The 24,407-nt window shown below is 71.8% G+C and carries 26 protein-coding genes; 13 read left to right on the forward strand and 13 right to left on the reverse strand.

Annotation, left to right across the window (positions count from 1 at the left end; all coding sequences use genetic code 11):
* The first annotated feature begins 47 nt into the window (after nt 1-47).
* The 3 genes from IF23_RS34215 to IF23_RS0127605 all read left to right on the forward strand — a co-directional run bounded on the left by IF23_RS34215 (nt 48) and on the right by IF23_RS0127605 (nt 2,590).
* A complete protein-coding gene (locus IF23_RS34215; RefSeq protein WP_157848089.1) occupies nt 48-1,283 on the forward strand; it encodes an efflux RND transporter periplasmic adaptor subunit in 1,236 nt (411 codons plus the stop codon).
* Nucleotides 1,270-1,953, forward strand: a complete 684-nt coding sequence (locus IF23_RS34220; RefSeq protein WP_157848090.1) for a hypothetical protein — start codon at nt 1,270-1,272, stop codon at nt 1,951-1,953. Before IF23_RS34215 ends, IF23_RS34220 begins: the two co-directional genes overlap by 14 nt.
* Before the next feature lie 163 nt (nt 1,954-2,116).
* Nucleotides 2,117-2,590: a hypothetical protein gene (locus tag IF23_RS0127605; protein WP_245655136.1), complete on the forward strand. Its 474-nt coding sequence runs from the start codon at nt 2,117-2,119 to the stop codon at nt 2,588-2,590.
* A gap of 97 nt (nt 2,591-2,687) precedes the next feature.
* Here IF23_RS0127605 and IF23_RS0127610 read toward each other — a convergent pair whose 3' ends face one another.
* The 7 genes from IF23_RS0127610 to IF23_RS0127640 all read right to left on the reverse strand — a co-directional run bounded on the left by IF23_RS0127610 (nt 2,688) and on the right by IF23_RS0127640 (nt 9,154).
* Nucleotides 2,688-2,912 carry a hypothetical protein gene (locus tag IF23_RS0127610; protein ID WP_030288386.1) on the reverse strand — a complete coding sequence of 75 codons (225 nt, stop codon included), beginning with the start codon at nt 2,910-2,912 and terminating at the stop codon, nt 2,688-2,690.
* A 143-nt stretch (nt 2,913-3,055) separates the two neighbouring features.
* Nucleotides 3,056-3,805: an NADPH-dependent F420 reductase gene (npdG, locus tag IF23_RS0127615; protein ID WP_030288388.1), complete on the reverse strand. Its 750-nt coding sequence runs from the start codon at nt 3,803-3,805 to the stop codon at nt 3,056-3,058.
* Between the two features lie 91 nt (nt 3,806-3,896).
* Complete coding sequence (locus IF23_RS0127620) at nt 3,897-4,742, reverse strand: carbohydrate ABC transporter permease (protein WP_030288391.1); 846 nt, start codon at nt 4,740-4,742, stop codon at nt 3,897-3,899.
* Nucleotides 4,739-5,722 carry a carbohydrate ABC transporter permease gene (locus tag IF23_RS0127625; RefSeq protein WP_030288393.1) on the reverse strand — a complete coding sequence of 328 codons (984 nt, stop codon included), beginning with the start codon at nt 5,720-5,722 and terminating at the stop codon, nt 4,739-4,741. The genes IF23_RS0127620 and IF23_RS0127625 overlap by 4 nt, the downstream gene beginning before the upstream one ends.
* Nucleotides 5,719-7,047: an ABC transporter substrate-binding protein gene (locus tag IF23_RS0127630; protein WP_030288395.1), complete on the reverse strand. Its 1,329-nt coding sequence runs from the start codon at nt 7,045-7,047 to the stop codon at nt 5,719-5,721. Before IF23_RS0127630 ends, IF23_RS0127625 begins: the two co-directional genes overlap by 4 nt.
* Complete coding sequence (locus tag IF23_RS0127635; RefSeq protein WP_030288397.1) at nt 7,044-8,135, reverse strand: sialidase family protein; 1,092 nt, start codon at nt 8,133-8,135, stop codon at nt 7,044-7,046. The genes IF23_RS0127630 and IF23_RS0127635 overlap by 4 nt, the downstream gene beginning before the upstream one ends.
* Nucleotides 8,136-8,470: 335 nt before the next feature.
* A complete protein-coding gene (locus IF23_RS0127640) occupies nt 8,471-9,154 on the reverse strand; it encodes a FadR/GntR family transcriptional regulator (protein WP_030288399.1) in 684 nt (227 codons plus the stop codon).
* Nucleotides 9,155-9,334: 180 nt separating this feature from the next.
* On the opposite strand from IF23_RS0127640, the gene IF23_RS0127645 reads away from it, so the two are divergent.
* The 3 genes from IF23_RS0127645 to IF23_RS0127655 are packed head-to-tail and all read left to right on the forward strand — an operon-like array spanning nt 9,335 to nt 12,548.
* Complete coding sequence (locus IF23_RS0127645; protein ID WP_030288401.1) at nt 9,335-10,294, forward strand: dihydrodipicolinate synthase family protein; 960 nt, start codon at nt 9,335-9,337, stop codon at nt 10,292-10,294.
* A 51-nt stretch (nt 10,295-10,345) separates the two neighbouring features.
* A complete protein-coding gene (locus tag IF23_RS0127650) occupies nt 10,346-11,872 on the forward strand; it encodes a sialate:H+ symport family MFS transporter (protein ID WP_051739935.1) in 1,527 nt (508 codons plus the stop codon).
* Nucleotides 11,873-11,924: 52 nt separating this feature from the next.
* On the forward strand, nt 11,925-12,548 hold the full coding sequence (locus IF23_RS0127655) for a hypothetical protein (protein WP_030288405.1): 624 nt from the start codon (nt 11,925-11,927) through the stop codon (nt 12,546-12,548).
* A 22-nt stretch (nt 12,549-12,570) separates the two neighbouring features.
* Here the strand turns inward: IF23_RS0127655 and IF23_RS0127660 are convergent, their stop codons facing one another.
* Both IF23_RS0127660 and IF23_RS0127665 read right to left on the reverse strand, forming a co-directional pair.
* The gene (locus tag IF23_RS0127660) at nt 12,571-13,647 is read right to left on the reverse strand and encodes a sugar ABC transporter substrate-binding protein (protein ID WP_030288407.1); all 1,077 of its coding nucleotides are present in this window, start codon (nt 13,645-13,647) and stop codon (nt 12,571-12,573) included.
* A gap of 180 nt (nt 13,648-13,827) precedes the next feature.
* The gene (locus IF23_RS0127665; protein ID WP_030288434.1) at nt 13,828-14,058 is read right to left on the reverse strand and encodes a hypothetical protein; all 231 of its coding nucleotides are present in this window, start codon (nt 14,056-14,058) and stop codon (nt 13,828-13,830) included.
* Nucleotides 14,059-14,125: 67 nt separating this feature from the next.
* On the opposite strand from IF23_RS0127665, the gene map reads away from it, so the two are divergent.
* Both map and IF23_RS0127680 read left to right on the forward strand, forming a co-directional pair.
* Nucleotides 14,126-14,983, forward strand: coding sequence for a type I methionyl aminopeptidase (gene map, locus IF23_RS0127675; protein WP_030288409.1), 858 nt, complete (start codon nt 14,126-14,128; stop codon nt 14,981-14,983).
* A gap of 137 nt (nt 14,984-15,120) precedes the next feature.
* Nucleotides 15,121-15,792 carry a biliverdin-producing heme oxygenase gene (locus IF23_RS0127680; RefSeq protein WP_030288411.1) on the forward strand — a complete coding sequence of 224 codons (672 nt, stop codon included), beginning with the start codon at nt 15,121-15,123 and terminating at the stop codon, nt 15,790-15,792.
* Between the two features lie 45 nt (nt 15,793-15,837).
* On the opposite strand, the gene IF23_RS0127685 is transcribed toward IF23_RS0127680, so the two are convergent.
* Nucleotides 15,838-16,497, reverse strand: coding sequence for a PhzF family phenazine biosynthesis protein (locus IF23_RS0127685; protein ID WP_030288413.1), 660 nt, complete (start codon nt 16,495-16,497; stop codon nt 15,838-15,840).
* Nucleotides 16,498-16,644: 147 nt separating this feature from the next.
* On the opposite strand from IF23_RS0127685, the gene IF23_RS0127690 reads away from it, so the two are divergent.
* The 5 genes from IF23_RS0127690 to IF23_RS0127710 all read left to right on the forward strand — a co-directional run bounded on the left by IF23_RS0127690 (nt 16,645) and on the right by IF23_RS0127710 (nt 21,742).
* On the forward strand, nt 16,645-16,956 hold the full coding sequence (locus IF23_RS0127690) for a hypothetical protein (protein ID WP_030288415.1): 312 nt from the start codon (nt 16,645-16,647) through the stop codon (nt 16,954-16,956).
* 418 nt (nt 16,957-17,374) lie between these two features.
* Entirely contained in the window at nt 17,375-18,523 is a 1,149-nt protein-coding gene (gene efeO, locus IF23_RS0127695) for an iron uptake system protein EfeO (RefSeq protein ID WP_030288417.1), read from the forward strand.
* Nucleotides 18,520-19,830 (forward strand): iron uptake transporter deferrochelatase/peroxidase subunit, encoded by a 1,311-nt coding sequence (gene efeB, locus IF23_RS0127700; protein ID WP_245655138.1) that lies wholly within the window; start codon nt 18,520-18,522, stop codon nt 19,828-19,830. The genes efeO and efeB overlap by 4 nt, the downstream gene beginning before the upstream one ends.
* A 60-nt stretch (nt 19,831-19,890) precedes the next feature.
* Nucleotides 19,891-20,883 (forward strand): iron uptake transporter permease EfeU, encoded by a 993-nt coding sequence (gene efeU, locus IF23_RS0127705; protein WP_030288420.1) that lies wholly within the window; start codon nt 19,891-19,893, stop codon nt 20,881-20,883.
* Complete coding sequence (locus tag IF23_RS0127710; RefSeq protein ID WP_483855139.1) at nt 20,780-21,742, forward strand: SCO2278 family lipoprotein; 963 nt, start codon at nt 20,780-20,782, stop codon at nt 21,740-21,742. The genes efeU and IF23_RS0127710 overlap by 104 nt, the downstream gene beginning before the upstream one ends.
* 57 nt (nt 21,743-21,799) lie before the next feature.
* Here the strand turns inward: IF23_RS0127710 and IF23_RS0127715 are convergent, their stop codons facing one another.
* The 3 genes from IF23_RS0127715 to IF23_RS0127725 all read right to left on the reverse strand — a co-directional run bounded on the left by IF23_RS0127715 (nt 21,800) and on the right by IF23_RS0127725 (nt 24,360).
* On the reverse strand, nt 21,800-22,543 hold the full coding sequence (locus tag IF23_RS0127715) for a bifunctional DNA primase/polymerase (RefSeq protein WP_030288424.1): 744 nt from the start codon (nt 22,541-22,543) through the stop codon (nt 21,800-21,802).
* A 149-nt stretch (nt 22,544-22,692) separates the two neighbouring features.
* The gene (locus IF23_RS0127720; protein ID WP_030288426.1) at nt 22,693-23,289 is read right to left on the reverse strand and encodes a TetR/AcrR family transcriptional regulator; all 597 of its coding nucleotides are present in this window, start codon (nt 23,287-23,289) and stop codon (nt 22,693-22,695) included.
* 105 nt (nt 23,290-23,394) lie between these two features.
* Nucleotides 23,395-24,360 (reverse strand): small ribosomal subunit Rsm22 family protein, encoded by a 966-nt coding sequence (locus tag IF23_RS0127725; protein ID WP_030288428.1) that lies wholly within the window; start codon nt 24,358-24,360, stop codon nt 23,395-23,397.
* Between the last annotated feature and the right edge of the window lie 47 nt (nt 24,361-24,407).

Here is a 24,407-nt window from a genome sequence, read left to right on the forward strand (position 1 = left end):
ACCTCGGCTTCAACCCAGCCCCGGGAAACGTTGACACTGTTTCCGCATTGAAGACAAAGCTCACGACGTCGGCGAAGACACTCGAAGATGCAATCTCCCTAATACAGCGATTGCGGTCAGGAACCTCGTGGGAGGGGGATGCGGCAGTCGCGTTTCGAGAGGAGCTCGACGGAGCCCTCCCAGAAAACCTAAAAAAGGCGCACACGTCCATATCGAGAGCTGCGGAAGCACTGGGAAAATGGAACAGCTCCCTGGCAGGCTACAAGGACGACGCAAGAAAGCTGGACAACGAGGCCAGAGCTGCCCTCGAAACCCTCGATTCCGCCAAGGCGAAGGAAAAAGAAGCCAGCAGTAATCCTGATCTCGACCTCGCAAATCAAACCTTCGACGACGACGCCTCACTGCAGAATGCACAGGCCAGGCTGGACAAAGCAACCAGCTCTCTTCAGCGCGCCCGAGACGCACTGGATGACGCAAAAGATAACCTGGCATCCATCCGGCGCCGCGGTCACGACCTGGAAAGTGAGCATTCATCGACGGCGAACGAGAATGCCACTTTGATCCGAGACGCCACGGACGAGCTGGCACCTGAAGAGCCCAACTGGTTCACGAAGGCGATGGACTGGCTGAGTGACAACCTCACGGATGTGTTGGGAACAGTGGCCGCCATCGCGGGGCTCCTTGCCTTGATCCTAAGCGGTCCTGTGGGAGTCGCATTCCTTCTCATCGCCGCCACGGCAAGCGCTGCCACGCTCACCTCACGCCTTTCGGATCCCACCGTTCGAGCCTCCCTCAAAGATGGCTTCACAAAAGGAGAATTCGATGCCGACTTCTGGAGTAACGCGGTAGGCGTGGCAGGGGACGCGCTCGGGATGGTGCCTGGCGTCGGAGCCGTGGCACGCGGCGTCAACGGAGCCGTCCGCTCAGCCGGGGCAGCTACGGAGGCACTTTCCCTCACAGACCACCTTGCAAGTGCAGGAAGCAAGACCTGGCTGGCCGCGAACAGGATCGCTGGCGCGGAAAATCCGCTGACCACATGGATGGTCAAGGGTGCCGCCAACCCGGAACGCGCTGGACAAGTGATCGATCTGGGCGTTGCCGGAGCGGGGGCCGCCACTGGTACATATGGTACGGCAAAGGATCTGTTCGACACCCTGGACAATGACGGCGTCAACAATGCAGGGACAGGATTGGATGGCGCGCGGGCCGGCAGCTTCGATGGCGCCGGGAATGGAGCCACTGCCATCAAAACACTGAAGGTACTACTCAATGTCGGACACTGATCAGTCGTTGAATGAGTTCAGCGTTGAAGATTCAGCCTCCAGCCCATATTGCGAAATATGGTTTGCCCTACCGCCAGGCTTCCTTGAGGTCCCCCTTGCAGTAGAGACTGAAAGCGGCGAAGACACCGCTCTAGAGGCCCAGCTCGGCAGCATCCTCCCCAGAGATCAACACCTATCACTGTTGGCCGATATGGAAGATGCCCGCACCATGAGGGATCTCCTGGCCCAGAATGGCACCATCCACTTCTCGATCGGCGTTCATCAGACAGAGTCCGGGGAAATCCTCCACTCTGCATTCCTAATCCGATGGGAAGAGACAGCGTGGACACCCACAAATCTTGCAGCAGCAAGGGCTGTCCTCGCGTCTACAGAAACACAAGCATCAGAGTTGGTCGATCTACCGTGCGGCCCCGCCGCCATCTCGGAATGCCTGACAAAGCAGGACGAAAAGCAAGTTTTTCAACTAACCGGATACCTTCCCCACCCAGATGGCAACCGCGTCGCCGTACTGTCTCTGAGCACTACGGCGGCCGCGGATCTTGCAGCATTCAGGGACATGTTCCGCGGAATCATCCGTATGGTCAGTTTTGTCAATCCCCTGCCGGCTCACCTGCAGGAGCACGTACAGGAGCGCCCGGAAGTTGCCGCTGCGCGCGCCGCTTTCGGTTGAGGATCGGAGAACTGTGGAGAACGGAGCGACGGCCGACGGGTGGGGCGGCTGTGCCTGGGACGAGCCAGCCACGCGGCGGGCATGGCGGCGTACCGCCTGCTTCCGCTTTGCCGTCCTGGTGTGTTGCCTGGTCGGGTTCTGTGCCTGGCTGTTCGCCGTGGTCATGACCCCTGTGTGGCTGCTCGTGCTCTGGCTGCCGGTGTTGTGTATCGGCCTCTGGTACACGCTGCTGGCCGTGAGCGGGGCCGCGACGCTGCTCGGTGTGCGCCGCGTACTGCGCGTGTACCCGTGGCAGGCCGACGGGGCGGAGGTCTCTACGGGAAAGGGCGGCGGCGCGCGGTTCACGGTGGCGGATCCGGAGCGGCCGGGCACGGCGGTACGTCTGAGCCACGGCGGTGTAATCGGTACGGGGCGTCACTTCTGGGTCCGCACCGCGCGGTCCGGGCGGTGCACAGTGGCGTGGTTCGCGGGCGACCCACGGTACGTCGGAGTGGTAGCGACTCCCGGCCCCGGGAACCTGCTGCGGGTGGCGCAGCGCGAGGCGCTGGACGCGCAGATGTCCCCACGCAGCCGTGGGGTGAGCGCCGAGGCCCGTGCCCGGGCGCGGGCCGCCGGGGCACGCGTCGGAGGCGCGTGACGTGACACGGCACGGTGCCCCACCTGTCCGTTGACGGAATCGGGGGCCGGGGGCGCTGGCCCTGCCGCGGTTCGGCGGGCGACAGCCGCCCGCTCCGTCAGCCTGCGGGCGCCGCCTCCGCCTCCGCCGCCCGGGTCATCCGGTCGCGGCGGACGTAGAACCACGCCATGTTGCTGGAGATACCGGCCATCAGGATCCAGACGATGCCGAGCAGGCTGCCCTGGACGAAGGAGACGACGGCTGCCGCCACGGCGAGGACGCAGACCACGACGGCGAAGACGGCCAGTCGGGGTGCCGGGCGGGACGAGGGTGCGGAGGGCATGGCGGTCGGCTCCTGTCGGGAATGGTGTGGTCCCTCCCAGTGTCCCCCATGGGTTCCGGGGGCCCGGCGGGGGTCGGGGCGTGGGGCGGCGCGCCCGGCACCGGCCGCGCCGTACCCCGCCGGGCGGCTCCCCTCGGGGCGGCTCAGACGTCGGTGAGGCGCACCCCCGCGTGGGCCTTGTGGCGGCGGTTGACGGAGATCAGGTTGGCGACGAGGGATTCGACCTGGTGGGCGTTGCGCAGACGGCCCGCGAAGACGCCGCGCATGCCGGGGATGCGGCCGGCGAGGGCCTGGACGAGGTCGGTGTCGGCGCGGGACTCGCCGAGGACCATCACATCGGTGTCGATCTCGTGGGTCTCCGGGTCCTGGAGGAGGACGGCGGAGAGGTGGTGGAAGGCGGCGGTGACGCGGGAGCCGGGCAGCAGGGCGGCGGCCTGCTCGGCGGCGCTGCCCTCCTCGGGCTTGAGGGCGTAGGCGCCCTTCTTGTCGAAGCCGAGGGGGTTGACGCAGTCGATGACCAGCTTGCCGGTCAGCTCCTCGCGGAGGGATTCGAGGGTCTTGGCGTGGCCGTCCCAGGGCACCGCGATGATCACGATGTCGCTGCGGCGGGCGCACTCGGCGTTGTCGGCGCCCTCGACGCCGTGGCCGAGTTCGGCGGCGGCGGACTGCGCGCGGTCGGCGGCGCGGGAGCCGATGATCACCTTCTGTCCGGCCTTGGCGAGGCGGTAGGCGAGACCGCGGCCCTGGTCGCCGGTGCCGCCGAGGACGCCGACGGTGAGGCCGGAGACGTCGGGCAGGTCCCACGGGTCGCGCTTGAGGGCGGCCTTGGCGCGGGTCGCGGCGTTCTCGGAGAGGGCGGGATCGGCGGCGGGGTTCTGGTCAGCAGTAGTCATGGCAGTGATGGTGCCATGGGCGGCGGGGGCGCGGATCATGCTGTGGACGGGCTTTCCGATCTTGGTCCGGGGGCCGCGGGGGCGCCCGCCGTCACGCCTTGAGACCGCCGTCGGCCAGCCCCGTCCGCCAGTACCGCTGGAGGACCGTCATCAGGATCATCAGCGGGACGACGGAGAGCAGCGCGCCGCCGACCGTGTACTGGTAGAGGACGGGGTGGCGGTCGGCGTAGCCGGTCCAGGTGGTGAGGCCGAGTTGGACGGGGTAGAGCCGCGAGTCGGAGAGCATCACCAGCGGCAGGAAGTAGTTGTTCCAGATGTGTACGAACTGGAAGAGGAAGACGGTGACGAGGGCGGGCGTCATCAGCCGCAGCCCGAGCGTGGCGAAGATCCGGCTCTCCCCCGCGCCGTCGATCCGCGCCGCCTCCAGGAGCGCGTCCGGGACGGCGGCGGTGGCGTAGATCCGGCAGAGGTAGACGCCGAACGGGCTGACGGTGCCGGGCAGCAGGACCGCCCAGTAGGTGTCGGCCAGGCCCAGGTCGCTGAAGAGGAAGTAGAGCGGGAGGGCCAGGGCGGTGCCGGGGAGCAGGACCCCGGCGAGGACCACCCGGAAGACCGTCTCGCGGCCACGGAAGGGGTACTTGGCGAGGGCGAAGCCCGCGGCGGCGGCCAGCAGGGTGGCGGCGGTGGCGCCGATCCCGGCGTAGAGCAGGGAGTTGGCGAACCAGCGGACGTAGACGCCGTGGTCGTAGGTGAGGACGGCGCCGAGGCGGTCGAGCGGGTGCGGGTGGGCGAACCAGAAGCCGAAGGTGCCGAAGAGGTCGGCGGTGTTCTTGGTGGCGGAGACGGCGAGCCAGTAGACGGGGGTGAGGAAGTACAGGGCGGCGACGGTGAGGAGGGAGGCGGTCAGGATGCGGTGGCGCAGCGGCGGGGTGGTCATCCGCGGTCCGTTCCGCGTCCGGCGGTCAGCCGCAGGAAGCCGAAGGAGAGGACGCAGGCGACGAGGGCGAGCAGCACCGCCTCGGCGGCGGCGAGGTGCGGGTTGTCGCCGGTGAACGCCTCGCTGTAGGCGTGCAGGTTGGGGGTGTAGCCGGAGTCGATGGCGGAGGCGAGGGGGCGCAGGACCATCGGTTCGGCGAAGAGCTGGAGGGTGCCGATGATGCTGAAGACGCCGGTGAGGACGAGCGCGGGGCGGATCAGCGGGATCTTGATGTGCCGGGCGAGGTGCCAGGCGTTGGCGCCGTCGATCCGGGCGGCTTCGTACAGCTCCGGGGGTACGGCCTTGAGCTGGGCGATCAGGACGAGCATGTTGTAGCCGGTGAACTGCCAGGTCACGATGTTGGCGAGGGACCACAGGACGGTGTCGCGGGCGAGGAAGTCGATCTGTACGCCCAGGTGTCCGGCGATCTCGACGAGCGGGCTGATGCCGGGGACGTAGAGGAAGCCCCACAGGAGCGAGGCGATGACGCCGGGGACGCCGTACGGGAGGAAGAAGGCGGTCCGGAAGAAGGGGACGCCGCGGGCGCTCGCGCTCTCCAGGAGGAGGGCGAGGGCGGTGGCGAGGACGATCATCAGGGGGATCTGGACGGCGCCGAAGAGCAGCACCCGGCCGAATCCGGAGAGGAAGGTCGGATCTCCCAGCGCCTGGGCGTAGTTGTCGAGCCCGGCGAACGTCTCGGTCGGGTGGCCGCCGAGGCCCAGCGGTCCGGTGCGGTGGGTGCGGTGGACGCTCTGGTACACCGCGTACCCGAGCGGGGCGAGGAAGCAGAGGACGAAGAGGGCGAGGAAGGGCAGGAGGAGGACGGCGGCGGCGCGGGTGTGGCGGGTCCGGGTACGGCCCGGGCGGCGGCCGTGCGGGGGGCGTGCGGGGCGGGCGTGGGCGCGGGGGGCGCGCGGGCGGGTGACGGCGGTGCGGCTCATGTGCCGCTCACCGCGTCGAGGCCCTTGTTCCGCAGGTCGGTGACGGTGGCGCGCTGGACGTCGGCGAGGACGGAGCGGAACGGGGTGCCGTCGGCGAGGGCGCGGGTGAAGGCGTCGCCGAGGCGCTGGTAGAGGGTGTCGACGCCGGGGCCCCATTTCCAGGCGGTGTCGACATGGGCTCCGGCGTCGGCGAAGACCTTGCTGTACTCCTGGCCGCCGAAGAAGGCACGGTCGACGTCGAGATCGGTGGTGGCATAACCCTTCACGGTGCCGGGAAATCCGTATCCGCCGTCGATGAGGAGGGCGACGGATTTCGGGTCGGTGTTGAGCCAGAGCGCGAATTCCAGGGCGTCCTCGGGATAGGGGGCGGCGGCGAGGACGGCGGTGGTGGAGCCGCCCCAATTCGCCTGTGCGTCGCCGCCTTTCCGCCATTGCGGAAGGGGCGCCACCCGCCATTTCCCGGCGGTCGCGGGCGCGTTCCCGGCGAGCAGGGCATCGCCCCAACTGGCGCCGATCCAGGCGGGAATCGCGCCGGTCTGGATGTCCTTGTACCAGGCGTTCTGCCGGTCCGGGATCGTCTTGACGAGTTTCCTTTTGACGAGGGATTCCCAGTGGTCGGCGACGCGGCGGGTGGGGGTGTCGTCGAGGTGGACGGTCCAGGTCTCGCCGCGGGCGGCGTACCAGGTGGCGCCCGCCTGCCAGGCGAGACCGGCGAAGCGGTTGCCGTTGGTGGGCGCGAAGGTGTCGATCCAGGCGCCCTTCTTGCGGATGACGGCGGCGGCGCTCTCGTACGCGTCCCAGGTTTCCGGTGGCTCCAGGCCCCATTTCCGGAAGAGGTCGTGGCGGTAGAAGAGGCCCATGGGTCCGGATGCCTGGGGAATGGCGTAGATGCCGTCGCCGAAGACGGATTGCTGCCACTGCCAGCCGACGAATCGGGTGCGGTGGCGGGCGGCGTCGAGGGTGGCGAGGTCGTAGAGCCCGTTGTCGAGCAGGAAACTGGGGATGACCGGGTATTCGATCTGGGCGAGGTCCGGCGGATTTCCGGCTTTGATGGCCGCGTGCATCTTGGCGTACTGCTGGCCGTTGACCGCGGAGACCTTTTCGACGGTGACGTGGACGTCGGGGTGGGTGCGGTTCCAGAGGTCGACGGGTCTGTCGATACCGGGGACCCAGGACCAGAAACTGAGCTGGATCTTCTCGCCCTTCTTACGGCGGCGGGGTGCGGCGGGCCGGTCGGCGGCGCCGGAGCACCCGGCGAGGGGGGCGGTGGCCGCGGCGGCTGCCGTGCCGAGGACCGTTCTGCGGCGCAGGGGGCGGTGGATCACAGCAGCTCCTCCACGGGGATGCGGCGGAAGGTGAGCGTGGTGTACGCGCTGAAGTCGCCGGTCTCGTGGAGGAGTCCGACGGTGGCGGGGTCGACGCGGACGAGGTCGCCGTAGGCGGCGGGGCGGCCGGAGACGGTGTGCGCGGGGCGCCAGGTACGGCCGTGGTCGCGGCTGGCGCGGAGCGTCATCAGGGCGCGGGCGCCCGGGTCGGCGGGTCCGGAGTACAGCAGGGTGTCGTGGTCGGTGAGGTGGAGGAGGCTGCCCTGGCAGGGGGGTCCGGTGAGACCGGCCTGTGGGCGGAAGGGGGCGGTGAGGCGGGCGCCGCCGTCGGTGGAGCGGGCGTCGGCGTGGTGCCAGGCGGCGGGCGCCTGGTTGCGGGTGACGAAGTGGAGGGTGCCGTCGGGGAGTTCGGCGGCGGCGGTTTCGTTGGGTGCGACGGAGGGGTGGTGGCCGCCGTCGGTGAGGCCGATCCGCCAGGTGGCGCCGGAGTCGTCGCTGAGCAGGGTGTGGGCGCGGTCGCAGGCGGGTTCGGTGCCGTCGCCGTCCGGGCCGGTCGGCGGGACGGAGTGGTTGGCGGGGACGACGAGCCGCCCGGCGTGCGGGCCGTGGCGGAGCCGGAGGGCGTGGCCGGGGCCGGTGGCGTACCAGCGCCAGGAGGGGTGTTTGCCCTGGTCGGTGAGGTCGCGGGGCGGGGTCCAGGCGGCGCCGGAGTCGTCGCTGTGCTGGAGGTGGACGCGGCGGCCGTCGGCGGGGTTGACGAGGCCGCGGCGGATGCGGTCCTCGGTGGCGTCGGCGGCGTTGTGGACCTGGAGGAGCAGGATGCGGCCGGTGGCGAGGACGACGGGGGCGGGGTTCCCGGCGGTGCCGGTGCCGTTGCGGGCGACGACCTGGAGCGGGCCCCAGGTGCGTCCGCCGTCGGCGGAGCGTTTGAGGACGAGGTGGATGGTGCCGGTGTCGGCGGCGGAGTGGCGGCGCCCCTCGGCGAAGGCGAGCAGGTCACCGGAGCGGGCGCGGACGACGGCGGGGATCCGGAAGGCGGCGTAGCCGTCGTCCCCGGCGCGGTACGGCACCGACGTCTCGTATGCCACGGGGCACCCCCATCGGCCGGACGTAGGACGTCCCTCGTCCTGCGGTGACCATAAGGAGCCCCCCACAGAGCGTCAAGAGACCGGGGATGTCCCGATTTCGTGTCGCGGGGGTCGGCGACGATGGAACTGACGGAGCGTTAACTTCCGGTGAACCGGGGCGGATTGCGGAGGGGCGGCGCCTGGCGGGAGGCGTACGGCGGCGCCCCGGCCCCTCCGGGGGTGCGAACCGGATCCGGCCACCCGGGAGCGCCCGGAAGCCGGTCACCCTCGCGCGTACCGCCCGCAACCGACCGGCCCGGGGCACCCCCGGAGCCGCACCCGCTCCCCGCCCCGTCTCACTCCGCCAACCGTCGCCGGATGTCGCCGAAGTGCCGGTGCATCGCCTCGACCGCGCGGTCCCCGTCGCCGTCCTCCAGCGCGGCGACGATCTCGGCGTGCTGATGGTGGGTCACCCGCGGGTCCCGGGGACCGTCGGCGAGGTCGTCGCTGACCCGGCGCAGCGCGTCCCAGAAGGCGTCGAGGACGTCGCTGAGCAGTTGGTTGCCGAGGGAGCGGTAGAGCGCGAGGTGGAAGGCGCGGTCGGTGGAGCGGTTGACCTGCCCGGCGGCGGCCTCCTCCCCCATGCGGTCGACGAGCCCCTTGAGCGCGGCGAGGTCCTCGGGCGGCAGATCGCGGGCGACGGCGGCGATGAGGCCGGACTCCAGCGCCTCGCGGACCTCCATCAGCTCGTAGAGGCTGGATTCGCCCTGGTGGTGACGGACGGCGGCGCGGAAGGCGACGCCCTCGACGAACGGCTCGAGGGTGAGCGGCCCGACGTAGGTGCCGAAGCCGTGCCGGATCTCGACGATCCGCATGGCCTGGAGCGCCTTGAGCGCCTCCCGGACCGAGTTACGGCTGACGTCGAGGAGGGCGACCAGTTCGGCTTCGGTGGGCAGCGGGTCGCCCGGGGTGAGCCTGCGCTCCAGGATCAGCTGCTTGATCTGCGCCTGGACGTCCTCGGACAGCGTGCCTCGCGCCATGAATCTCCCTCTCCCGCGTCTGCCGTTGCGGCGGTCGGCGACGCGCCCCCGTACGGGGCCCGGCGCCCTTGACCGACCGCGTGTCCACCTGGCTATTGTGACCCAGACATAGGACATCCCATGTCCGATGTCTCGCAGGACGGTACGCCCGCCCGCCCCCGCACCACCGCTGGAGAGCCCATGGCACTGCCCGCACCGCTGCACGGCGTCGTCCCCCCGGTCTGCACCCCGCTCGATCCGCGCGGCGAGGTCGACACCGCCTCACTCACCCGCCTGGTCCACCACCTTCTCGACGGCGGCGTCCACGGGCTGTTCGCGCTGGGCTCGACCGGCGAGGTCGCCTATCTGACCGACGACCAGCGCGCCCAGGTCCTCGACACCGTGGTCCGGGCGGCGGGCGGGCGCGTCCCGGTGCTCGCCGGGGTCATCGACACCACCACGCCCCGCGTCCTCGCGCACGCCACCGCCGCCGCCCGCCTCGGCGCCGACGCCCTCGTCGCCACCGCGCCGTTCTACACCCGCACCCACCCCCGCGAGATCGCCGCGCACTTCCGCCGCCTCCGCGCCGCCGTCGACCTGCCGCTCCTCGCGTACGACATCCCGATGGCCGTCCACACCAAGCTGCCCGCCGCGCTGGTGCGGGAGCTGGCCGAGGACGGCACGCTCGCCGGGCTCAAGGACAGCAGCGGGGACGAGGCCGGGCTGCGGCGGCTCCTGGTCGCGCTGGGTGGCCGCACCGGGCGCCGCACCGGCCCGGCGCCCGGCTTCTCGGTGCTGACCGGCGCCGAACTCACCGTGGACGCCGCGCTGCTGGCGGGCGCGGACGGGGTGGTGCCCGGCCTCGGCAACGTCGATCCGGCCGGGTACGTCCGCCTGCACGACGCGGCGCGGGCCGGGGAGTGGGCGGTGGCCGCCGCCGAACAGGAGCGGCTGGCGGCGCTGTTCGCCATGGTGGACGTCGGCCCGGAGGCCGAGATGGGGCGCAGCTCGTCGGCGCTCGGGGCGTTCAAGGCGGCGCTGGCGCTGCGCGGCGTCCTCGCGCACGGCACGACCGCGGCGCCCCAACTCCCGCTGGATGAGGCGGCCGTCGCGGAGGTCGGCCGGTTGCTGGCGGCCGCCGGGCTGCTCCCGCCGCGGTGAGGCCCGCGCCACTCCCGTAGACCGTGCGCGTCCGGCCCCTTTGGAGGCACCGTGCCCACTCCGCAGCCGCCGCGGGCGGCCGTTCCGTGGTACCGGGAGGTGGGCCGCGCCCGGTGGAAGGCGTTCTTCGCCGCCTGGCTCGGCTATGTCCTCGACGGTTTCGACTTCGTCCTCATCACCCTCGTACTGACCGAGATCGGCGCGGAGTTCGGCCTGGACACGGTGGCGGCGGCCGGTCTGGTGTCGGGGGCGTTCATCACCCGGTGGCTGGGCGGCGCGGTGCTCGGCGCGGTCGGGGACCGCTTCGGGCGGCGGACCGCGATGATCGCGTCGATCACGCTGTACGCGGGCGCCACCTTCGCCTGCGGCTTCGCCTGGGACTACACCAGCCTCTTCACCGCCCGGCTGCTGATCGGCATGGGCATGGCCGGGGAGTACGGCGCGAGCGCGACCTACGTCCTGGAGAGCTGGCCCGCGCGGTTCCGCGGCCGGGCCGGCGGCTTTCTGATCTCCGGTTTCTCGCTGGGCTCGGTGGCCGCCGCCGAGTGCTACCGCTGGGTCGTCCCGGCGCTGGGCTGGCGCTGGATGTTCTACCTGGGGCTGGCGCCGCTGGCGGTGGCGCTGTGGGTGCGCCGGTCGCTGCCGGAGACGGCGCAGTGGCGGGCGGCCGTCGAGGAGCGGGGCGCCGCGCCGAACCCGTTCCGGCCGCTCTTCGCGACGCCGCGGCGGGCGGTGGTGAACGCCGTGGTCGCGGCGGTGGCGACGGCGGCGCTGTTCGGGGTGTTCACGCCGGTCGGCGCGGGTGCGGTGGCGGAGCTGGCGGTGGTCGGCGGGGCGGCGCTCGTCGCGCTGGCGGTGCAGTTGGGCGGCGCCCGCGGCTGGGTGCTGTACCTCGCGCTGAGCGCCACGGTGTTCGCCGCGTTCCTCTACAGCTGGCCGCTGCAGGCGCTGTTGCCGACGTATCTGAAGACGGAGCTGCACTACGACGCGGGGCAGGTCACCGACGTCCTGTACTTCGCCGGGTTCGGCACGATGGCGGGCTGCTGGCTGGCGGGGTTCGCCGGGGACCGGTTCGGGGTGCGGCGGGCGTACGCGTACACGCTGCTGGCGTCGCTGCTGTTCGTCTTCCCGGTGTTCGCGGTCGCGGACCGTCCGGTGCTGCTGGGGGTGCTGCTCTTCGTGCTCCAGGGGCTGAGCACCGGGGTCTCCGGGCTGCTGCCGCGCTATCTCGGCGGGCACTTCCCGACCGCGGGCCGCGGCGCCGGGCTGGGGTTCACGTACAACGTGGGGGCGCTGGGCGGGGCGGTGGCGCCGGTGCTGGGGGCGCGGCTGGCCGAGGGCCGGTCGCTGGGCGGGGCGCTGGCGGGGCTGACGTTCGCGGGGACGCTGCTGGTGGTGGTGCTGGTCGGCGGGGACGTCCCGGGGCGGCTGCACCGGCTGCGGAATCCGGACGCGCCGCGCGACCATCTCGCCGCGGCCCCGGACGCCGCCGCGGCCCCGGACGCCGCCGCGGACGGGACGGTGGCCCCCGGGGCGGCGGAGGGGACCGCCCCGGGGGCCGCACCCCCTTTCGGGTGAAGTGCGGTCGGGGCGGCCCGGGACGGCGGGGGCTGGGCGAGGATGCCGGGCCATGGATGCCGTGAGAGTCGCGTTGCTGCGGGATGTGCTGGCCGGGACGGAGTGGCTGCGGGCCACCCGCCGCTTCGGTGGGGCGCTGCGTTCGTCGGTCACCCCGCACGGCGGGCTGCTGCTGGTGGGCGGCGAGGCGTACGAACCGTGGCATCTGGCCGCGCATCTGGACGACGAGGCGGCCTGGTCGGGGCTGCCGGAGCTGTCGCCGACGCTGGTACGCCACCGGGTGCCCGCCGGGAGCCCGGCGCATCTGGCGGTCTCCACGGAGCGGCTGGCGGCGGCCGGGCGCGGGGACACGCTGCTGGTCGTCTCGCCGTGGGCGCCGGGTGCCGGGCTGCTGGAGCGGGTGGACGACGCCCGGCGCAGCGGCGCCACGGTGCTGGCGCTGGACGGCGGGGACGCCGAGCTGCATGCGCTGGCGCATGAGGCGCTGGCGGCGCCGCCGTCGCCGGACGCGGGCGGTCCGGACGCCGCGCCGCTGGATCTGGAGACGGTGCAGCACCTGGTCAGCGCCGCCGCCGGGGAGAACTGCGGGCCCGCGCCGCGCGGTGGCCGCCGGTTCCGCGACCGGCTCTCCCGGCTGGCCGACGCGCTGACGTCCCCGCCGCCGCCCCGGTGGTGACGGGCGCCGGGCCGGGCGGTCGTCAGTCGATGCCGAGTGCGGTGCAGTCGGCCTTGAGGTCCTTGGTGCAGATGAGATCGGCGCGGACCGCACCGTCGCGGACCACGGTGTCCGCCATGTTTTTCCGGGTGACGATCCGGGCGCTGAAGAGCTTGGCGGGAATATGCGAATGGCTCTTGTTGGCGACGCTCACCGGGGTCAGGTAACCGATGCTCTTTCCCCGGAGCAGATCGACCGCGATTTCCCCGGCGGTTTGCGCCTCGGGTCTGACTTCCTTGTAGACGGTGAAGGTCTGCGTACCCTTCACCAGCCTTTGCAGCGCGGTGAGTTCGGCGTCCTGACCGCCGATCGGAAGATGTGCGCCGGACTTCTCCAACACCTCGGCGGCGGCGCCCGCCATTCCGTCGTTGGCGGCGTAGACCGCGTCGAATCCGTTCGGTCCGAGAGTGTTCACCGCTTCGGTGATCTTCTTCCGGGCGAGCGGTACGGACCAGCCGGGGATGTCCTTCTCGTAGACGATCCGGCCGACCTTGTGGTCGAGGACGGCGTGGGCGCCCTTCTTGAAGGAGAGGGCGTTGGGGTCGGAGGGCGAGCCGTTCAGCATCAGCACCCGGGCGGTGGCGGCGCCCGTCCCGAGGGCGGTGACCAGCCCTTCCGCCTGCAGTTTGCCGATCTTCTCGTTGTCGTAGGAGACATGGGCGGCGACCGCGCCCTCGGCGAGCCGGTCGTAGGCGACGACCTTGACGCCCTTCTTCGCGGCGGCGTCCACCCATGGACCGGCGGCGCGGGAGTCGACCGCGTCGAGGACGATGACGCGGACGCCGCCGTCCACCATCTCCTCGAACTGGCGCCGCTGCGTCTCCACATCGCCCGCGGCATTGCGGTATTCGAGCTTGCACTCCAGGCAGCGCGAGGCGACCTTCGAGGCCATGATGCGGCGGTCGAAGTCGTCGTAACGCTCGGCTTTGTCGGGCAGCAGCAATCCGATGGAACTGTCGTCGTTCCGTGTCTTCGGCTGTTCACTTCCGCAGGCGACCAGTGGCAGGGCCAGGGAGAGTGTCAATGCGCCGAGGATAAATCTGCGCGCCGGTACATACATTTCGAAATCTCCCCCGTGGGCCGCTCGGAACGGCTGAAGTGAACGCCACTACCAGCCGTAACGTCAAGAATCGGGAGAGTAACGATATGAAATCGGAGGTAAGGCGGGGAGGGCGCCGGAACGCCCTTCTTCGTCAGGACTTCGCCGCCCGCCGCCGGAGTGTCCGGCGCGACCGGCCCGTCAGGACTCCGGGTCGCCCTTCCTGCCGCTGTCGTGCCAGCGGGGGTCGGTCTCCCACTCCAGGTTGCGTTCGCGGGCCGTCTCCATGGCGTGCGCCGCCTCCTCACGGGTGGCGTACGGCCCGAAACGGTCGGCGGCCCGGCATTCGGGGCCCTCCTCGACCTTCTGGTGCCGCAGGCAGTAGAACCACTCTCCGGGCCTGCCCTCGGTCCGCCTCTTGAACAGCGCCATAGCCGCCTCCTGTGGTCCGTTTCCGTGCCGCCATCCTGCCCGATGGCCCGCCGATACACTCGCTGGCATGTCTGGCCAGTCGCTTCTTGCCCCGGGGAAGATCTCCCCCACCCGCCCCGTCCCCGCCTCGATCCCGCGGCCCGAGTACGTCGGGAAGGCCGCGCCCACGCCGTACAGCGGTCCCGAGGTGCAGGACGCCGAAACGATCGAGCGGATGCGGATCGCCGGCCGGATCGCCGCACAGGCGATGGAGGAGGCCGCCAAGCTGATCGCCCCCGGTGTCACCACCGACGAACTCGACCGGGTGGCCCATGAGTTCATGTGCGACCACGGCGCCTACCCGTCCACGCTCGGCTACCGCGGCTTCCCCAAGTCGCTCTGCTCCTCGCTCAACGAGGTCATCTGCCACGGCATCCCCGACTCGACCGTTCTGCAGGACGGCGACATCGTCAACCTCGACGTGACCGCGTTCATCAACGGCGTGCACGGCGACAACAACGCCACCTATCTGTGCGGCGAGGTCGACGAGGAGTCGAAGCTGCTGGTGGAGCGGACGCGGGAGGCGCTCAACCGCGCGATCAAGGCGGTGAAGCCGGGTCGGCAGATCAACATCATCGGCCGGGTCATCGAGTCGTACGCCAAGCGGTTCGGCTACGGCGTCGTGCGGGACTTCACCGGGCACGGCATCAACACGTCCTTCCACTCCGGTCTGATCGTTCCGCACTACGACAGCCCGCACCACACGACGGACATCGTGCCCGGCATGACGTTCACCATCGAGCCGATGCTGACGCTGGGCTCGTACGAGTACGACATGTGGGAGGACGGCTGGACGGTCGTGACGAAGGACCGCAGGCGGACCGCGCAGTTCGAGCACACGCTGGTGGTCACGGACAGCGGCGCGGAGATTCTGACGCTGCCCTGACCGGATGCCGTGCGGTGCAGTGTCGTCACGCACCGAATGTTTACCGACAGATCGTCGGGAACGGGTTGACCCGGGCCGCCGCCACGGGTCTACTAAGGGTTACCTAAGTACCCCGTTCCCGGAGGTCAGCTTTGGACATGCGCAGCACGGCCTCGCCCGCGCCCGCCCCCTTCTCCACCCAGCTGCGCACCGCCTCGCGCCCGCAGCACGACGCCACCTCGGGTGATTCGTTCCTGGCCGACCTCATCGGCGCCCGGCTCGGTGTGACCGCCTTCCGCGGCTACACCGAGCAGCTGTGGTTCGTCTACGACGCCCTGGAGGAGGAGGCGGGGCGGCTGGCGCGGGATCCGGTCGCCGGTCCGTTCGTCCGCCCCGAGCTGACCCGCGCGCCGGAGCTGGCCCGCGATCTCGCCCACTTCCACGGCCCGTCCTGGCGCTCGCGGGTGGCGCCGCTGCCGGAGACGGTGGCGTACACCGACCGCATCCGGCACTGTGCGCGCCACTGGCCGGGCGGCTATGTGGCGCACCACTACACCCGCTATCTCGGTGACCTCTCGGGCGGCCAGGTGCTGCGCGCCACCGCCGAGAAGGAGTGGGGGTTCGCGCCCAAGGGTGACGGGGTGCGGTTCTACGTCTTCGAGGGGATCGCCAACCCCGCCGCCTTCAAGCGGGAGTACCGCGCGCTGCTGGACGCGGTCCGGGCGGACGATCTGGAGCGGCAGCGGATCATCGACGAGTGCCGGCGGGCCTTCGCGCTGAACGACGCGGTGTTCCGCGCGCTGAGCGAGCGGTTCCCGCTGAGCGCATAGCGGCGGTGGCCGGGGCGGGGTGCGGTGCGCCCCGCCCCGGCGCCGTCAGGCCCGTCGTACCCGGCCGCCGATCTCGACGGTGCCGTCCGGTCCGGGCCGGGTCAGGATGCGGGAGGCGGTGCCCTGGTGGATCTCCAGGGGGCGGCCGAGTCGGTCGGCGAGGAGGAGGGCGGCGGCGCCGGTCGCCTCGTCCTCGGTGATGCCGTCGCCGCGGCGGGGGAAGCCGCGGGCGCGGACGGTTCCGGCGGTCTCGTCCCGCCAGGCCCAGGCGTAGAGCCAGCCCTCGCCGGGCGGCGGTGCGGGCAGCGCGTCGACCTCGGCGGGCGAGGCGTACCGCGCGCAGCGGCGTTCGGTGACCCAGGCGGCGCGGCCGCGTACCCAGACCGTGTCACCCTCGTGGATGACGGCCACCTCTCCGGCCGGTGGGCGGAGCACGGCGGGCGGGCGGCCGAGGTCGCGCAGCAGCCAGGCGAGGCCGACGAGGGGGTGCCCGGCGAAGGGGAGGCGGACGGAGGGGGTGTGGATGTCGACGGTGGCGCGGTCCGGGTCGTCGAGGAACACCGTTTCGCTGTAGCCGAGTTCGGCGGCGAGGGCGGCGCGTGCGGCGGGGTCCGGCAGGGCGGCGCCGTCGCGGACGACGCCGAGCGGATTGCCGCCCGCGCCGTCGTCGCCGCAGAACACCCGGAGCACTTCGATGTCGGTCATCGGCCCATTCTGGGGACCGTGCGACACCCTCGACGGAGGTGTGACGCAGGTCACATCTGTCGGTGTCATACGGGGCGGTGCCCGGATCCGTGTGCAGGGGGACGGGGTCACAACGGGGCCCCGCACCACGGGGAAAGGATGCACACGATGCGTAACAGGCGAATCCTCGGCGGCGCGTTCGCGACCGTCGCGCTGACGGTGGCCGCGCTGGGCGCGACGCAGACCGGCGCCAGCGCCGCGACCGCCACCGAGGCGAAGGCCGCCGCTCCGGCCGCCCACGCCGCCCCGCAGTACAAGCCGATGGACGGCCCGCCCGGAACCGTCTGGACGGGTAAGAAGTTCTGGACGCTCAGCGGCTGCCAGGAGGCCGGTACGGACCTGGTCTCCAGCGGCAAGTGGGCGGACCCGTTCTGCGACGGCTCCGGCCTCATGTACGACCTGTGGGCGCGCCCGCTGTGACGGGCACCGGGGCCGGATGACGCTCCGGACCCGACGCGCACCGTCCCGTCCCGCACGCAGCCGCGGCCACGTGGGGCGGACGGTGCGCCTCGACACCGCAAGGGAGCCGGGCGGTCACCTCGACGAGGGGTGGCCGCCCGGCCGCGCTGTGTACCGGGAGCCGCGGGCGGGCGGTGGCCGAAAGAGGCGGCCCGGAGGCGCCCGGCCGGACGGCGGGAGGTCACAGCCACCCCGGCACCACGCCCCTTACTTGGCGTTTTGATGACTTTTCCGTGACGTAATTCCGGCCGTTCCGTCATCGGGCCGTGTCCCATGAGAGCCGGATCACGGGCTTACGGGGGCTTCTTTCAGGTAAGCCTCAGATAACTTAGGTCTGCCTTAGCGCCCCTTACCGTTCCTCGCCTCCACTGGAGCCCGCATGCGAGCCCTCCGCTCCCCCGTCGTCGCCGCCGTCGCCGTGGCCGCGGCCCTGACCGTCGTCTCCGGCTGTGCGGCCAAGAGCGACGGCAAGGGCGGCAAGGGGGTGATCGAGGTGACGGCGAGCGACAGCGCCTGCGAGCTGTCGGCCGACACGTTCCCCGCCGGGCACGTCCGCTTCGCCGTGCAGAACAAGGGCGCCAAGGTCACCGAGGTCTACGTCTACGCGCCCGGCGACCGCATCGTCACCGAGCGGGAGAACATCGGCCCCGGCACCAGGGCGGAGATCACCGCCGAGATCAAGCCGGGCCATTACGAGGTCGCCTGCAAGCCCGGGATGAAGGGCAACGGCATCCGTAAGAAGGTGACCGCCGACGGCAAGGGCGCCGACGCCAAGCGCGACCCCCGCCTCGACGCCGCGGTCGCCGCGTACCGCACCTACGTCCAGCGGGAGGCGGACCGGACGCTGCCCGCCGCGCAGAAGTTCGCCGACGCGGTGCGCGCCGGGGACGTCGAGAAGGCGAAGGAGACCTACGCGCTCTCCCGGGTCGGCTGGGAGCGGACCGAGCCGGTCGCCGAGTCGTTCGGGGACATCGACCCCAAGGTCGATGTGCGCGCGGACGGGCTGGAGGACGGTCAGAAGTGGACCGGCTGGCACCGGCTGGAGAAGTCCCTCTGGCAGGACAAGAAGATCACCGCGGACGACAAGAAGCTCGCCGCGCAGCTGATGACCGATCTGAAGGACTGGCAGAAGCGCGTCGGCACCGCCGACATCACGCCGACCAGCATGGCCAACGGCGCCAAGGAACTCCTCGACGAGGTCGCCACCGGCAAGGTCACCGGTGAGGAGGAGCGCTACAGCCACACCGACCTGGTCGACTTCCAGGGCAACGTGGAGGGCGCGCAGAAGGCGTACGAGCTGCTGAAGCCGGTGGTGTCGAAGAACGACCCGGAGCTGGCGAAGGAGTTGGACCGGCAGTTCAAGGCCATCCACACCCAGCTCGACGACCACCGCGACAAGGGTTCCGCCGACGGTTTCGTCGCGTACGACACGGTCGGCAAGGACGCCCGTAAGAAGCTGTCGGACAGTGTGAACGCGCTGGCCGAGCCGTTGTCGAAGCTGGCCGCCGCCGTGGCGGTGACCAAGTGACCGAGCCGGTGGACGAGAGGCCCGCGGAGCGGTCGCCCGAGGCGGAGAAGGCCGCGCCGTCGCGGCGGAAGCTGCTGGGCTGGGGCGGTGCGGGGCTGGCGCTCGGCGCCGTCGCGGCGGGCGGCACCGCCACCGCGATGCGCTCCGGCGACACCGCCCCGGCGGACGCGGACGCCGCCGCGGGGGCGGCCGTACCGTTCCACGGCGCGCACCAGGCGGGTATCGCCACCGCCGTCCAGGACCGGCTGCACTTCGCGGCGTTCGATGTCACCACCGACGACCGCGAGGCGCTGATCTCGCTGCTCAAGGAGTGGACGAAGGCGGCTGCCGCGATGACGGCGGGCGACGCGGTCGGGGACGGTGCGGTCGGCGGGCTCGCCGAGGCTCCGCCGGACGACACCGGCGAGGCGCTCGGGCTGCCGCCGTCCCGGCTGACGCTGACGTTCGGCGTCGGGCCCACGCTCTTCGCCAAGGACGGCAAGGACCGCTTCGGGATCAAGGACCGGCGGCCGGACGCGCTGATCGATCTGCCGCAGTTCCCCGGCGACAACCTCGACAAGGCGCGCAGCGGCGGCGATCTGTGCGTCCAGGCGTGCGCGGACGATCCGCAGGTCGCGGTGCACGCCATCCGCAACCTCGCCCGGATCGGCTTCGGCAAGGTCGCCATCCGCTGGTCGCAGCTGGGCTTCGGCAAGACCTCGTCGACGACGCCGGGCGCGCAGACGCCGCGGAACATGTTCGGCTTCAAGGACGGCACCGAGAACGTCGCGGGCGACGACCCGAAGTCGCTGGAGGCGCATGTGTGGGTGCCCACGTCGGAGGCGAAGGGCGACGCGGCGTGGCTGGCCGGTGGCTCGTACCTCGTCGCGCGGCGCATCCGGATGCACATCGAGACCTGGGACCGCACCTCGCTCAAGGAGCAGGAGGACGTCTTCGGCCGGGACAAGGCCGAGGGCGCCCCGGCGGGCCGCACCCACGAACGGGACGCGGCGCATCTGCCGTCGATGCTGCCGACCGCGCACGTCCGCCTCGCCCACCCGGACAGCAACGGCGGCATCCGCATCCTGCGCCGCGGCTACTCCTTCACGGACGGCACCGACGGGTTGGGGCGGCTGGACGCGGGGCTGTTCTTCCTCGCCTACCAGCGCGATGTGCGGCACGGGTTCGTGCCGTTGCAGCGGAAGCTGGCGCGGCACGACGCGCTCAACGAGTACATCCAGCACGTCGGTTCCGCGGTGTTCGCGGTGCCGCCGGGCGTCCGGGACACCGCCGACTGGTGGGGCCGGGCGCTGTTCACCTCCGCCTGAACCGCCCGCACCACCACCGCCGTACGCCACGAACGCCATGAAGGAAGAGAAGGGACCGACGTGTTCGGCAACTATCTGATCGGTCTGCGCGAGGGTCTTGAGGCCAGCCTCGTCGTCTGCATCCTCATCGCCTATCTGGTGAAGACGGGGCGGCGGGAGGCGCTGCGTCCGGTGTGGACCGGCATCGCGCTGGCCGTGCTGCTGTCGTTCGGGTTCGGTGCGGCGCTGCAGTTCGGTTCGCAGACGCTGACGTTCCAGGCGCAGGAGGCGCTGGGCGGTTCGCTGTCGGTCATCGCGGTCTGCCTGGTGACGTGGATGGTGTTCTGGATGCGGCGTACCGCGCGGCATCTGAAGAAGGAGCTGCACGGCAAGTTGGACGCCGCGCTGGCGATGGGCACCACGGCGCTGGTGGTGACGGCGTTCCTGTCGGTGGGGCGCGAGGGGCTGGAGACCGCGCTGTTCGTGTGGACGGCGGCGCAGTCGGCGCAGGACGGCGTCCGGCCGCTGGTCGGCGCGCTGTTGGGCCTGGCCACGTCGGTGGTGCTGGGCTGGCTGTTCTACCGCGGCGCGGTCCGGATCAACCTGGCGAAGTTCTTCACCTGGACCGGCGGGATGCTGGTGATCGTCGCGGCGGGCGTCCTCGCGTACGGCTTCCACGATCTGCAGGAGGCGGGCTGGCTGCCGGGGCTGTCGACCCTGGCGTTCGACATCAGCGAGCAGATCCCGGCGGACAGCTGGTACGGCACGCTGCTGAAGGGCATCTTCAACTTCCAGCCGGATCCGACGGTGCTTCAGGTCGTGGTGTGGGCGGCGTATCTGGTCCCCACGCTCGCGGTGTTCCTCTCCCCCGGTAGGGTGGCGCCGAATCCTGCCACCCAGGCGGCGCCCGCGTCCGCCCCGGTCGCCCCGAAGGAGCCCGAGTCCCATGACACGCAGGTCGCCGTTCCGGGTGGCGCTCGCACTGACGTCGGCAGCGGCGACGCTGACGATGCTGACCGGGTGCGTGACGGTGCACGGCGAGCGGGAGATCGTCCCGGCGGTGACGAAGGCTGACGCCACGGCGGCGCTGAAGCACTTCACCGAGGGCTTCAACAAGGCGAACCGCACGCTGGATCCGGCCGTCACCGCCACCTACGAGTCGGATGCGCTGCTCATGATCGACCGGGCGGGCCTCAAGGCCGCCCGGGCCACGCATCCGCAGGGCAACCCCAGCGCCAGCCCGCTGAGCTTCCGCGACCCGCACTTCACGGTCCCGAAGCAGGCGGGCTGGCCGCGTTTCTTCCTGGCCGACGCGGTCACCAACCGGCAGGACCGCAGCGGTCGGGCGGCCCGCTGGTTCCTGGTGTTCAGCCGCTCCGCCGCCGACGCCCCGTGGCGGGCGGTGTATCTGGCGGCGCTCGCCGCCGACCAGGTGCCGCGGTTCCGGACGGACGCGGACGGGTTCGCGGAGCCGGTGCCCGTCGACGGCAGCGATCTGACGGTCGATCCGGCGGGGCTGAGCAAGGCGTACACGGACTATCTGCGGACCGGCAAGGGCGATCTCTTCGCGCCGGGGGTGCGCACCGACGCCTGGCGCCGGGACCGGGAGGCGAAGTCGCACACGCCCGGGGCGCAGATCCAGTGGGTGGATCAGCCTGCGCGGTTCGCGCCGGTGGCGCTGCGGACGGCGGACGGCGGTGCGCTGGTGTTCTTCGCGAGCTACTACCACCAGCAGAAGACGGTGTCCGAGGGCTCGATGATGCGGGTGACACCGCAGGTGCAGGGCGTCATGGACCATCCGGTGGAAGAGGCCCCGAGGATCACGCTGACCAATCTGTCGGCACAGGCGGTGAAGGTTCCGGCGAAGGGCGCGGGCGGCAAGGTCGCGGTGTTGAACTACATCGAGTCGCGGACGTCGGCGAAGGTGCCGTAGGCGGTATCCGGGGAGTGGTCCGGCGGGTGGCCCGCCGGGCGTCCCGGCGGGCCCCGGTCAGCGGCCGATGGGCCAGGCGGTGGTCTCGTGGTCCGGGGTGCGGCCGATGAACTCGGCGCAGGCGTCGGTGAGGTTCTCCAGCAGCGTCAGCGGGTCGGGCAGCGGACGCTCGGGGCCACGCAGCCAGGAGACGGCGGGGCGGTCACCGGGGAGACGGGACGGCGGCAGCAGGACGTAGCTGCCGCGGCAGTGCCAGCGCAGGCCCGGATGCTCGTCCATCGTCTCGGGGTGGCAGTCCAGCTCGCAGGGCCACCACTCGTCCTCGTCGTCGGGGGTGCCGCGGGTGGCGGTGTAGAAGAGCATCCGGCCGTCGCCGATCCCGGCGCCGCTGAGCGAGACCGGGCCCAGCTCGACGGAGGCGGCCTCCAGGCGCTCCAGGGCGGTCCGGCCGGCCTCGGCGGGGACGTCGAGGACGTCGTGGGTGATGCCGGTGGCGGTGATGAAGTTGGCCTGCGGGAGGGTGCGGACCCAGGCGGCGACCTTGTCGCGGTCGGTGGTGGCGACGGTCTGCCAGCCGAAGGAGACGGGGTGGCGGCCGGGGGTGGGACAGCCGATGCGTTCGCAGGAGCAACCGTAGCCGGAGGGGTGGGCGGCGGGGGCGATGGGGAAGCCCGCGTCGGCCGCCGCCAGCAGCAGGTCCTCGCGGCCGCGTGCGGCCGCCGATCCCGTGTCCGTCTCATCGCCGTCCGATCCGCTCTTCGGCCGACGCAGCCACTGGGAGAACCTGCTCTTGCGTTCCATCTATCCCCTCAATTCGAGCGGTGGTCTGGGAACAATGCTGCCACCATCTGGCGCCCGGGGTGACCCGTGTCAGGATCCGGGGCCCGTACGGGACGGACGAAGCGGGCATTTGCCGTCCCGTACGAGGGAGCGCACGCCGGGCGCACGCGTCAGTCGCGGGTGCGCACCGCGCGGAGTACCAGGTCGACGAGGGTGTCGGTGTAGGCGTGGGTGAGTTCGCCGGTGCGCATCAGCCAGCGCTGTGAGAAGGGACTCAGCAGCATCTCGGTGACGATGCGGAGATCGGCGTCCGGGTCGATCTCACCGGCTTCCTGGGCGGCGCGCAGCCGGGCCGCGTAGACGGCGAACCCGGGCTCCATCAGCCGGGCCACGAAGTCGCGGGAGAGCTGCTCGTCGGCGGCGCCCGCGGCGGCGAGCGCGCGGTAGGGCGCCTGGAAGGCCGGGGCGTTGAACTCGTCGCAGGTGGCCCGGAGCACGTGTTTGAGGTCGGCCGCCAGGTCGCCGGTGTCGGGCAGGCCCTCGCCGTAGCTCTCGACGCCCTCGGTGAACGCGTCGAGCAGGACCGCCGCCTTCGAGGGCCACCAGCGGTAGATCGTCTGCTTGCCGACACCGGCGCGGGCGGCGATGCCCTCGATGGTCAGGCGCGGGTAGCCGACCTCGCCGACCAGGGCGAGGGCGGCGTCGAAGATCGCACGGCGGGAGCGCTCGCTGCGGCGCGCGGCGTTGGGCGCGGGGGTGGTGGGCATGGCGCGATCGTACCGAGCGGACCCCCCGGGCGAGACGGGTCGTCTCGCAGCGATCGGGGGTCCGCCGTCACTCCGAGGGGGTCGCGTGGTCCGGCGGGCGGCCGGTCACTCCCAGGTGTCGCCCCAGGCGGCGTCCCGGGCCGCGCGGTACCCGGCGCCGTGGCGCTTGGTCACCGTCGTACGGCGCAGCCCTTCCTCGGCGGTGCACAGGTCCAGCAGCACCTGGCCCTTGCGGAGCTGCGGCTTGCGGACGATGCGGGCTTCCGCGGGCGCGGCGGGCCCGGGCAGCGCGTCGGGCCGGACCGCCGCGACATAGGCGAACTTCTCGTCCTCGTACGCGAGCGAGCCGCCCTTGACCTGGCGGTGCAGGGAGGAGCGGCTGACCCGGGCGGAGAAGTGGCACCAGTCCTCGCCGGGCACGATCGGGCAGGCGGCGCCGTGCGGGCAGGGCGCGACGATCCGCAGCCCGGCGGCGGTCAGCCGGTCGCGGGCCTCGCGGATGCGGAGGTAGCCGTCCGGGGTGCCCGGCTCGATCAGCACGACGGCGGTGGCGGCGACCGCGGCGTCGACCACGGCGCGACGGGCCTCGGGCCGCAGCTCGCCCAGGACGTACGAGACGGTCACCAGGTCGGTGCCGGGCGGGACGGTGAGGCCGTCGCCGATGACGGCGCGCCGCCACTCGGTGCCGGGCAGCGTGGCCCCGGCCAGCTCCCGGCCCAGGTCCAGGGCGGGCTGCGCCCAGTCGACGACGGTGGAGCGGTGGCCGTCCCAGGTCGCGGCGGCGGCCCAGGTGGCGGCGCCGGTGCCGCCGCCGATGTCGAGGTGGGTGCGCGGTGCGAACTCCGGCACCCGGGCGGCGAACGCGTCCAGCGCGGACTGGACGGCCTCGAAGGTGGCGGGCATGCGGTACGCGGCGTAGGCGGCGACGTCGGCGCGGTCGCGGAGCACCGGGGCGTCGGTGGGGGTGGTGCCGCGGTAGTGGCTGATCAGCCGGTCGACGGCCCGCGCGGCCTGCGTGGGCGGCAGGCCGTCGAGCAGGCCGGCCAGGGCGGCGCGCAGTTCGTCGTGCATTCGGCCAAGTTTACGGGGCGGGAGGGGGTGGTGGACGGGTGTGGGGA

This window comes from Streptomyces catenulae, assembly GCF_000718015.1.
GTDB classification, from domain to species: Bacteria; Actinomycetota; Actinomycetes; order Streptomycetales; family Streptomycetaceae; genus Streptomyces; species Streptomyces catenulae.